Origin of the sequence: Poseidonibacter sp., from assembly GCF_041821165.1 — a bacterium.
Classification (GTDB): Bacteria; Campylobacterota; Campylobacteria; order Campylobacterales; family Arcobacteraceae; genus Poseidonibacter.
The window spans coordinates 1-9,799 of sequence record NZ_JBGUES010000079.1; the positions used below are offsets into that span (position 1 = coordinate 1).

At 28.7% G+C, this 9,799-nt stretch carries 11 protein-coding genes; 9 read left to right on the forward strand and 2 right to left on the reverse strand.

The genetic code is table 11. From position 1 onward, the window contains the following. Nucleotides 1–97: 97 nt before the first annotated feature. Together ACERKK_RS07540 and ACERKK_RS07545 are read right to left on the reverse strand one after the other, a co-directional pair. A complete protein-coding gene (locus ACERKK_RS07540; RefSeq protein WP_373772468.1) occupies nucleotides 98–412 on the reverse strand; it encodes a hypothetical protein in 315 nt (104 codons plus the stop codon). Between the two features lie 35 nt (nucleotides 413–447). Next, complete coding sequence (locus tag ACERKK_RS07545) at nucleotides 448–660, reverse strand: hypothetical protein (protein WP_373772469.1); 213 nt, start codon at nucleotides 658–660, stop codon at nucleotides 448–450. Between the two features lie 392 nt (nucleotides 661–1,052). On the opposite strand from ACERKK_RS07545, the gene ACERKK_RS07550 reads away from it, so the two are divergent. The 9 genes from ACERKK_RS07550 to ACERKK_RS07590 all read left to right on the forward strand — a co-directional run. After that, on the forward strand, nucleotides 1,053–1,277 hold the full coding sequence (locus ACERKK_RS07550) for a hypothetical protein (RefSeq protein ID WP_373772470.1): 225 nt from the start codon (nucleotides 1,053–1,055) through the stop codon (nucleotides 1,275–1,277). Between the two features lie 139 nt (nucleotides 1,278–1,416). Next, on the forward strand, nucleotides 1,417–3,264 hold the full coding sequence (locus tag ACERKK_RS07555) for a copper resistance system multicopper oxidase (protein WP_373772471.1): 1,848 nt from the start codon (nucleotides 1,417–1,419) through the stop codon (nucleotides 3,262–3,264). Nucleotides 3,265–3,274: 10 nt separating this feature from the next. Continuing rightward, on the forward strand, nucleotides 3,275–3,961 hold the full coding sequence (locus ACERKK_RS07560; protein WP_373772472.1) for a copper resistance protein B: 687 nt from the start codon (nucleotides 3,275–3,277) through the stop codon (nucleotides 3,959–3,961). 59 nt (nucleotides 3,962–4,020) lie between these two features. Continuing rightward, nucleotides 4,021–4,242 (forward strand): hypothetical protein, encoded by a 222-nt coding sequence (locus tag ACERKK_RS07565; RefSeq protein WP_373772473.1) that lies wholly within the window; start codon nucleotides 4,021–4,023, stop codon nucleotides 4,240–4,242. A 4-nt stretch (nucleotides 4,243–4,246) separates the two neighbouring features. Further along, entirely contained in the window at nucleotides 4,247–4,453 is a 207-nt protein-coding gene (locus tag ACERKK_RS07570; protein ID WP_373772474.1) for a heavy metal transport/detoxification protein, read from the forward strand. A gap of 25 nt (nucleotides 4,454–4,478) precedes the next feature. After that, nucleotides 4,479–6,659 carry a heavy metal translocating P-type ATPase gene (locus tag ACERKK_RS07575; protein ID WP_373772475.1) on the forward strand — a complete coding sequence of 727 codons (2,181 nt, stop codon included), beginning with the start codon at nucleotides 4,479–4,481 and terminating at the stop codon, nucleotides 6,657–6,659. Nucleotides 6,660–6,793: 134 nt separating this feature from the next. Beyond that, the gene (locus ACERKK_RS07580; protein WP_373772476.1) at nucleotides 6,794–7,270 is read left to right on the forward strand and encodes a FixH family protein; all 477 of its coding nucleotides are present in this window, start codon (nucleotides 6,794–6,796) and stop codon (nucleotides 7,268–7,270) included. Then, nucleotides 7,267–8,625, forward strand: coding sequence for a TolC family protein (locus tag ACERKK_RS07585; RefSeq protein WP_373772477.1), 1,359 nt, complete (start codon nucleotides 7,267–7,269; stop codon nucleotides 8,623–8,625). The genes ACERKK_RS07580 and ACERKK_RS07585 overlap by 4 nt, the downstream gene beginning before the upstream one ends. 11 nt (nucleotides 8,626–8,636) lie before the next feature. After that, nucleotides 8,637–9,799: efflux RND transporter periplasmic adaptor subunit (locus ACERKK_RS07590; RefSeq protein ID WP_373772478.1), on the forward strand; the 1,163-nt coding region annotated here is incomplete at its 3' end.

Sequence of the window (9,799 nt, forward strand, 5' to 3'; positions counted from 1 at the left end):
ATTATTTTCTTGAAACATATATTCAATAGATTTACGACTATCTTCATAATATTCTTCAATCTCATCTAAATCTAAATTATCATTAGACAAAACAATTTTAGCCATTGATAACCTTAAGTAATAACTCTAAAAAATTATCTTGGTTTAAATCACTATATTTAATTTTTGGTGGTCGAGAAGTAATTTTCCAAACTATATTTTTCTTATCTTCTTTTTTTACTTCTTTTTGAGGTTTATCATTTTCAATAATTGTAACTTTCAAAAAAGAACCTTGGTCTTTTTCATCAACTAGCACTATTCTTTCAATATTTCCGCTTTCTTTACTTATAACATCAACTCTTCCTTGACATCCAATTAATAATGTACCAATAGGTTCAATAAGAATAGTATTACCTTTAAAAAATAGCTTCATAATATTTACCTTGTATAACCCAATGTATTCTTCTCTTATCGTTTTTTCCTCAAATGAAATATCAATAAGACCTTTTCAACATATTCTTCTAACATTTCTTGTATATGACTATGTAGTTGTTGAAGTCTTTTTATCCAAGTAGTTTTCTTTTGTTCCCAATCTATCTCTCCCTTAGTAAGATGAGTATCTTCATTGATAAAATAGTCGAAAGTTGATTTTATTTCACTAGATCCTTGCTCTTGACTCATATATAAATTCCTATTTAAATTATTTTGATTATTTTATCATATTTTACTTCAAAATCATTTTTGTAAGAAATTTTAAAATGTAATTGTTTTCCCAAAGTTTTATACTTAAAACTACAGGTTGTGGAACTTGTAGATAAATATTTTTATAACTCATTTTTAGAACAATTTATCCATCATTTTCTGTGTCCTATTTAGGTTTGACAGATCACAACTTATAAACATCTATTTTCTGACATCCAGCAATTTTCCCATATTTAAAATTTTAAAATTGTACGAAAACTAAGAAATATGTTTTTCATATATATTTTCAGATTAAAAATAATTTTATGCTTCCACATTCATTCCTTACTAGATTAATATAATTCCACATATAAAAAATCAAAGGATAGAAAATGAAAAGGTTAACAATTACAGTTTTAGTAGCAGGTTTATTTGCAGGAAGTTTGTTTGCAAGTGAAAATAACACAATGATGGGTATGGATAAAGAAAAATGTGCAGTAATGCATAAATCAATGCATCAAGATTTGAAAAAAGATAATGCATCAAATGAATTGACAACATTTGAAAAACATCAAAAAATTCTTAATCCAGAAAGAGATGACTTATATGGGGGATGATTATTAAATAATATCACCTCTTTTCCTAAACCTTCAAGTTTTTGCTTGAAGGTTTTTTTATTTATATTTAAATTCTCTCCACATTAGCTCCTTATTAACTAAGTATCATTCCTTATAAAACAAAAAAGAAGGAATTCTTATGCAAACTATAAATAGAAGAACTTTTGTAAAAGGTGTGATTGCAACAAGCTTACTTGTAAGTGCTCCAATAACTCTAAGTGCAAATAATAAAATATCAATAAGAAAAAAAACTAATGAATTAAATGGAAAAGTATTTGATTTAAGTGTTGAAAAAACTTCTGTAAATATTACAGGTAATCCAAGCGTTGCTATAAGCGTAAATGGAATGATAAGCGGTCCTACTTTACGATGGACAGAAGGTGATATTGTTACAATTAATGTAACTAACAACCTTAGTGAAGATACTTCAATCCACTGGCATGGAATAATTTTACCTCCTGAGATGGATGGAGTTCCTGGGATTAGTTTTGATGGTATTAAACCTGGAGAAACATTTACCTATACTTTTCCAATAGTTCAAAGTGGGACTTATTGGTACCATTCTCACTCAGGCTTTCAAGAACAAGAAGGTGTTTATGGCGCAATTGTAATTGACCCAAAAGTAAAAGATCCTTATGAATATGATAGGGAATATGTGATTTCTTTATCTGATTGGTCTGATGAAAAACCATCTTCAATTTATAGAAAAATAAAACTTTCTGCTTCTTATTATAATTTTAAACAACGAACTGTTGGTGATTTTTTTGATGAAGTAAAAGAAAAAGGTTTCTTTGAAGCATTTAGTGAAAGAAAAATGTGGAATGAAATGAAAATGACAGATAGAGATATCTCAGATGTATCAGGATATACATATACGTATTTAATGAATGGAGAGAATCCAGCTACGATTTTTAAAGCATTATTTAAAAATGGAGAAAAAATTAGATTAAGATTTATAAATAGTGCTGCGATGACATTCTTTGATGTACGAATTCCTGGTCTTAAAATGACAGTAGTTGCAGCCGATGGTAATAATGTTCAAGCTGTAAGTATAGATGAGTTTAGAATTGGAGTTGCAGAAACTTATGATGTAATAGTAGAACCAGAAGAAAATAAATCTTATGCAATTTTTGCTCAAAGTATAGATAGAAGTGGTTATGCACTTGGGGCTTTAACTTTTGATGAAAAAGTAATTGCACAAACTCCTCAAATGGATGCTTTCCCAATTTTAACACATGCAGATATGGGTATGAATATGGGTATGAATATGGGTGGAATGGCAGGAATGAATCATTCAGGAAATGATATGAAAGCTATGAACTCAGAAGAAGCAAAACCTATGGGCAATCAAAGTGCTATGAAATGTGGCGGTGGAATGGATATGTCTAGTATGAAAAAACCAGAAACTACTATGGATCACTCTATGATGGGTCATGATATGAAAGCTATGAATAATCAAAATAAAGTAATTCCAATTACTAAACTTGAAGAAGACTCAGGAGTTCAAACAGATGCCGTAGCAATGGATCCACAATATAGACTTGATGATCCAGGTGTAGGTCTTAGAAATAATGGCAGAAAAGTTCTAACGTATGCAGATTTAAAATCATTAAGACCAACAACTGATGATAGATACCCTGATAGAGAGATAATTTTAAAACTTACAGGAAATATGGAAAGATATATGTGGTCTATAAATGGTATAGCATATAAAGATGCAAAACCATTAGAATTTAAATATGGTGAAAGATTAAGAATCACATATATTAATGACACTATGATGAATCATCCTATGCATTTACATGGTATGTGGAGTGATTTAGAAACAGGAGATGATAACTATCTTCCTAAAAAACATACAATTATTTCACAACCTGGTTCAAAGATTAGTTTTAGAGTAAATGTTGATGCAAAAGGTTCTTGGGCTTACCATTGTCATTTACTTTATCATATGACAGATATGTTTAGAAAAGTAATAGTGTCTTAAGGAGGATATGATGAAAAAAATATTATTAGCAACAGGATTAGTAAGTTTATTTACAACAGCTGGTTTTTCAATGGAAGGTGGAGGAGATATTTTCAGAACTTCATTAGTAGTTGATCAACTTGAATATCAACTTAGTGATGAAAAAGCAACTGCTTGGAATGTCTATGGTTATGCAGGATATGATATAAATAAAGTATATATCTACTCTGAGGGAGAAAAACCCAAAGATGAATCTGCTCAAAGTGAAAATCAATTAGTTTATTCAAGAGCAATCTCACCTTTTTGGGACGTTCAAGCAGGTATCGCTTATGATAAAAGTGATGAATCTCATCAAACTTGGGGTCTAGTTGGATTACAAGGCTTAGCTCCATACTTTTTTGAAAGTAGAGCTACTCTTTTATTTGGAGAAGATGGAAATATTGGATTAAGAGCTGAAGCTGAATATGATGTATTATTGACACAAAAACTTATATTAAGTCCAAGTATTGCATTAAGTGCATATACGAAAAACAATGAAGAAATGGGAATAGGAAGTGGATTCTCAAATATTACTCTTGGAACTAGATTAAGATATGAAATTAAAAGAGAATTCGCTCCATATATAGGAGTTGAGTGGAGTAAAAATCTAGGAAATACAAACGATATGTCATCTTTAGATGAAGTATATGCCGTTGCAGGTGTAAGATTTTGGTTTTAGTAAGAATTCCACATTCACTCCATACTAAACAAATATAATTATAAATAAAATAAAAAACAATGAAAAAGTTATCTAAAATACTATTAGGATTAAGTTTATTAGCAGGAGGTTCATTATATGCAACTGGAGCTAATGATCATGAACATAAAACTGAAACATCGACGGTAGCAGAAACAACTGATCATATGGGCAATCATATGCATGAAGGTAAAATGACAAACCATATGAATATGGATGGTAAAACTGACGAAGAAATGAAAAAAAACATGAAAGAGAAATAACGTTATGAAAAAAACATTTAAAGCTAATAATATATCTTGTATAAGTTGTGCAAATTTAATAAAAGGTTCTTTAGAAGATGATTTTGGAACTATTGAAGTAAATTTAAATTCTACTCCTAAAGAAGTTAGTGTTGAAATTTTAAATGATGAACAAGAAGTATCTTTTAAAAAAGAGATGAATGAATTAGGTTTTGAAATAATAGAAAACTAATATATAAGTCACACAAGGAGTGCTAATGGCAAAAGAAACAATAAAACTAAATATTTCAGGTATGACTTGTGTAAATTGTTCTAATGGAATTGAAAAATCTGTAAATAAGCTAGATGGTTTAGAATCATCAAAAGTAAGTTTTGCTTCAAATGAAGGTGAATTTTTTATTGATAATAAACTTTTAAATAAAGAAGTTTTAATAGCTAAAATAAAAAAACTAGGTTATGGAGTTGAAGAAGATTTAAAAGCTTTAGAAAAAGCTAAACTTATAGATTATAATAAATTGAGAAATATTTTTTCTATAAGTATGGCCTTAACTATAGTTATGTTCTATTTTGCATTCTTTCCAATTGAAAATAGCCAAAACAATCAATATATTATGTTTATTCTAGCAACAATCGTGCAGTTTTATGCAGGAGAAAGATTTTATACTTTAGCTTATAAGGCAGTTAGTAATAGCAATTATGATATGAATGTATTAGTTGCTTTAGGTACAAGTGCTGCATATTTTTATTCTGTTTTTGTAGTCTTTTTTCCATCACTTTTTCCAGAAGAATTAAGATTTTTATATTTTGATGGTGCTGCTGTTATTATTAGTTTTATTCTTTTGGGACGTTTACTTGAAGAACGTTCAAAAGCAAAAGCTACTGACTTTTTGAAAAAACTTATGGATTTAGCTCCATTAAATGCAACATTAATTTGTGAAGATGGTAGTTTTAAAACGGTTCTGGCTAGTGAACTAAAAGTTGGTGATAAAGTTTTAATAAAAACAGGTGAGAAAATATCTACTGATGCCGTTATAAGTAAAGGAAGTGCTGATATTGATACTTCTATGATTACAGGTGAATCAATGCCTGTATATAAAACTATCGGTGATGAAGTAATCGCTGGAACTTTAAATACAACGGGAGTTATAGAAGTTGTAGTATTAAAGCAATCAAATGATACAACCTTATCAAAAATAATTGCACTTTTAAGTACCGCACAAAGTAAAAAACTTCCAATAAGTAGATTTGCTGATAATGTCGCAAATATTTTTGTTCCAACGGTTATTATCATTTCAATTCTTACTTTTTTTGCTTGGTATTTTATAGTAGGAAATGCTTTAAATGCTATTTTAGCATCTATCTCTGTTTTAGTTATCTCATGTCCTTGTGCTTTAGGTCTTGCAACTCCTATTGCAATTGTAAGCTCAGTTGGAAAAGGTGCACAAGAGGGAATATTAATAAAAAATCCTGAAATCCTTGAAATTATAAAAGATATAAAATATGCAGTATTTGATAAAACAGGAACTCTTACAAAAGGAATCATTTCAGTTAAAGATGCAGTTTATGAAGAAAAATATTTAGATATTTTAGCATCACTTGAAACAAAAAGTGAACATCCTATCTCAAAAGCAGTAGTGGTTTTTGCACAATCAAAGAATATATCTTTAAAGAAAGAGTTTGAAAATATACAAATCATTCCAGGCCTTGGAATTAGTGCAATATATGAAAATAAAGAAATACTAATTGGTTCTTTATCTTTTTTAGAAAAAAATGGTATTAACTTAGATAGTAAGTATTTAGATTTTTATAATACTTCATTAAATAATGGAGCAGGTGTTATTTTAGCATCTATTGAAAAAGAGTGTGTTGCTGTTTTTGCTTTAGAAGATAGTATTAAAGATGGAGCAAAAGAGTTAATCACTGATTTAAAAGCTAAAAATATTACTCCTATATTATTAACAGGTGATAATGAAATCACAGCAAATAGTGTTGCAAAAGAGCTAAATATAGATAGAGTTTATGCTCAAGTTTTACCTGATGAAAAATATAAAGTGATTATAGAACTTCAAAAAGAAGCAAAAGTGATGTTTGTGGGTGATGGAATAAATGATTCACCATCTATTAAACAAGCAGATATTGGAATTGCTTTAAATTCTGGTTCTGATATTACAAAAGATGCTGGAGATATTATCTTAATAAATAATGATTTAAAAGCAGTATCCAAAAGTATAAATTTATCTATTGAATCAATGAAAGTAATAAAACAAAATTTATTTTGGGCTTTTATTTATAATATAGGAGGCATTCCCTTAGCAGCTGGAATCTTCTATCCTATTTTCGGAGTAATGCTAACTCCTATGTACGCAGGAATTGCGATGAGCTTTTCATCTGTAACTGTTGTACTAAATTCTCTAAGATTAAAATTTAAAAAAATTTAGTGAAAGATGATTTAATCATCTCTTGCTTTTCTCCTTTAATAAACTTCCTTCTCATTAATTAATTTTTCCTAACCTTCCACATTCATTCCTTATTAGATTAATATAATTTTGTATAAAAAATCAAAGGATAAAGAATGAAAGCCGTACAAAAAGTATTATTGGGATTAGGATTAAGTTTATTTGTAAGTAGTGGATTATATGCAAGTGAAGATCATACGGGAGACCATATGCATGAAGGTAAAATGACAAACCATATGAATATGGATGGTATGACTACAAAGCAGATGCAAGATACTGAAATGAATTTATATCATCACAATATGATGATAAATGGATATTCAATAACTCTAAGTTCTGAAAAACCTTTAACTGATGGTAAAAACCATATGTTTATTAAATTAATGCAAAATAAGAAGGAAATAAAAAATGCTGATATCAGTATGAACCTTTCAATGCCTTCAATGCCAGGAATGGAATTTACGGAGCAAGTAAAAGAAAATGGGAATATAGATATTAACTTTAGTATGGCTGGAGAATGGGCATATGAACTAATTTTTAAAACGAGTGATGGGGTAATAAATAAAGTAAATGGCAGTGTAAATATAAAATGATTTATAAATCATTATTCCTATCTTCTCTAATAATATCATCAAGTTTTTCACTCGAACTTGATGATATAGTAAAAAAAGATGTAAATGAATTAGCACTTCAAAATGTTATTAAAATAGCAGTACTCAATGATTCATGGTTAAAAGGTAATGAATATTCACAAGAAGCTATAGAAGAAAGTAGTATTGCTGCTGGTACTTATGCTGATCCTAAAGTAACAATTGGTGCAGCTAATATACCAACTGATACATTTGATTTAAATCAAGAAGCTATGACTCAATTAAAAGTAGGTATTTCTCAAATGTTTCCAAGAGGAGATAGCTTAGAAATAAGACAAGAACAACTTAAATTACAAGCTAGCCAATATCCATATCAAAGAGAAGATAGAAAGGGCAAACTAATTGTACAGATTGCTCAACTTTGGTTAGAAGCATATAAAGCTCAAGAAAGTATTGCTTTAATTGAAAAAAACCGTTCTTTATTTGAACAATTAGCAGATATAGCTGAGTCAAGTTATTCTTCAGCATTTGGAAAAACAAGACAACAAGATATTATAAGAGCACAACTAGAATTAACAAAATTAGAAGACAGACTTACCTTATTAAAACAAAAAAAAGATACAGCACTATTAAGTTTATCAGAGTGGTTATCTGATTTTACAGAGGATAAGATTAATAGTGAAAATATTTTGGAAAGTTCAAATTTACTATTACCTAGAAGTCTCCCTAATATTGAAATGATTAATCCAAACTACTTCAATCTTAAAGAAGATTCGGAAAAAATATTAACTACGTTTGAGAATCATCCTTCTATAAAAAATATTGAACAGAAAATTAAAGCAACTTCTAAAAGTATTAAATTAGCAAGAGAAAATTATAAACCACAATTTTCAGTAAATACAAGTTATGCAAAAAGAGAAGATGATTTAATGGGAAGAAATAGAGCTGATTTATTTTCTGTTGGACTTACTTTTGATCTTCCCATATTTGTTAAAAATAAGCAGGATAAAGAGCTTAAAGTAGCAATGCTTAAAACAAAGTCAGTTGAAACTGAAAAGATTTTGCAATATAAAAAACTTTTTAGTTTATATGAAACTACAAAAGCAGATTTAATAAGATTAAAAGAAAGACAATCTTTATATTTAACAAAATTGTTACCACAAATGAATGAACAATCTGAGGCTTCATTAACTGCATATACAAATGATGATGGAGATTTTCCAGAAGTTGTAAGGTCAAGAATATCACAATTAAATGCACAAATTGATATATTGAATATAAATGTTGACATTCAAAAAAATATTGTTAAATATAATTATCTTTTTACAGATAATGCAGAAAATATAGTAAATAGATAAAGGAAAAAACAATGAAATTTAGTTTATTCGTAGCGGGTATTCTTTTAGGTGGAGGAATCACTTATATTGGATTAAATTCCTTGGAAAAACCTATAAATCAAAATTCTCCAAGTGAAAATAAAAATATTGAAAAAAAACCTCTTTATTGGGTAGCACCAATGGATGCAAATTATAAAAGAGATAAACCTGGAAAATCTCCTATGGGAATGGATTTAATTCCATTTTATGGTAATGAAGGGGGTGGCCCAGATGAAGGCAAAGGAACTGTAAAAATTTCACCAACAGTTGTAAATAATTTAGGTGTAAGAACTGATATAGTAAAAAGACAAGCCCTCCATTCTCAAATTAATACTGTAGGTTATGTAAATTATGATGAAGATTATTTAGTACATATCCATCCAAGAATTAGTGGATGGATAGAAAAACTTTATATAAAAGCTTCTGGTAATCCTGTAAAAAAAGGAGAACCTTTATATGATATTTATTCTCCTGAAATGGTAAATGCACAAGGAGAGTTTCTCCAAGCAATAGAACAAAAGAATGATAGATTAATAAAAGCAGCAAGAAATAGATTAAAATCTTTACAAGTACCTATTTCTGCAATAGAAGAGATTGAAAGAACAAGAAAAATTAAACAAACTATTACTTTTTATTCTAGTAAAACAGGTGTAGTAGATAATCTTCAAATTAGAGAAGGTTTCTTTGTAAAACCTGGAGTTACGATTATGTCTATTGGGACATTAAAACAAATTTGGGTAAATGCAGAAGTATTTGAACGTCAATCAGCAGAAGTAAAAATTGGAAGTCCTGTGGATATGAAACTTGATTATTTACCAGGACATGAATACAAAGGTATTGTTGATTATATTTATCCTACACTTGATACTAAAACAAGAACATTAAAAGTTAGATTAAAATTTGCAAATGAAGATGAACTTTTAAAACCAGGTATGTTTGCACAAGTCACTATTCATGGACAAAATGATAAAGAAAGACTTACTGTACCAAAAGAGGCTGTTATAAGAACAGGTAATTCAAATAGAGTAGTTCTTGCATTAGGTGATGGTAGTTTTAAATCTGTAAATGTAAAAATCGGTAAACTTAATGATGAGTATGCAGAAATTCTATCAGGTTTAACTGAAGGTGAAAAAATTGTTACTTCTGCTCAATTTTT

Excerpts from the sequence above, each read along its gene's own strand:
- ACERKK_RS07565 (WP_373772473.1), top strand. The coding sequence starts at position 4,021 with ATGAAAAAGTTATCTAAAATACTATTAGGATTAAGTTTATTAGCAGGA.
- ACERKK_RS07580 (WP_373772476.1), top strand. The coding sequence starts at position 6,794 with ATGAAAGCCGTACAAAAAGTATTATTGGGATTAGGATTAAGTTTATTT.
- ACERKK_RS07570 (WP_373772474.1), top strand. The coding sequence starts at position 4,247 with ATGAAAAAAACATTTAAAGCTAATAATATATCTTGTATAAGTTGTGCA.
- ACERKK_RS07550 (WP_373772470.1), top strand. The coding sequence starts at position 1,053 with ATGAAAAGGTTAACAATTACAGTTTTAGTAGCAGGTTTATTTGCAGGA.
- ACERKK_RS07575 (WP_373772475.1), top strand. The coding sequence starts at position 4,479 with ATGGCAAAAGAAACAATAAAACTAAATATTTCAGGTATGACTTGTGTA.
- ACERKK_RS07545 (WP_373772469.1), bottom strand. The coding sequence starts at position 660 with ATGAGTCAAGAGCAAGGATCTAGTGAAATAAAATCAACTTTCGACTAT.
- ACERKK_RS07585 (WP_373772477.1), top strand. The coding sequence starts at position 7,267 with ATGATTTATAAATCATTATTCCTATCTTCTCTAATAATATCATCAAGT.
- ACERKK_RS07560 (WP_373772472.1), top strand. The coding sequence starts at position 3,275 with ATGAAAAAAATATTATTAGCAACAGGATTAGTAAGTTTATTTACAACA.
- ACERKK_RS07540 (WP_373772468.1), bottom strand. The coding sequence starts at position 412 with ATGAAGCTATTTTTTAAAGGTAATACTATTCTTATTGAACCTATTGGT.
- ACERKK_RS07555 (WP_373772471.1), top strand. The coding sequence starts at position 1,417 with ATGCAAACTATAAATAGAAGAACTTTTGTAAAAGGTGTGATTGCAACA.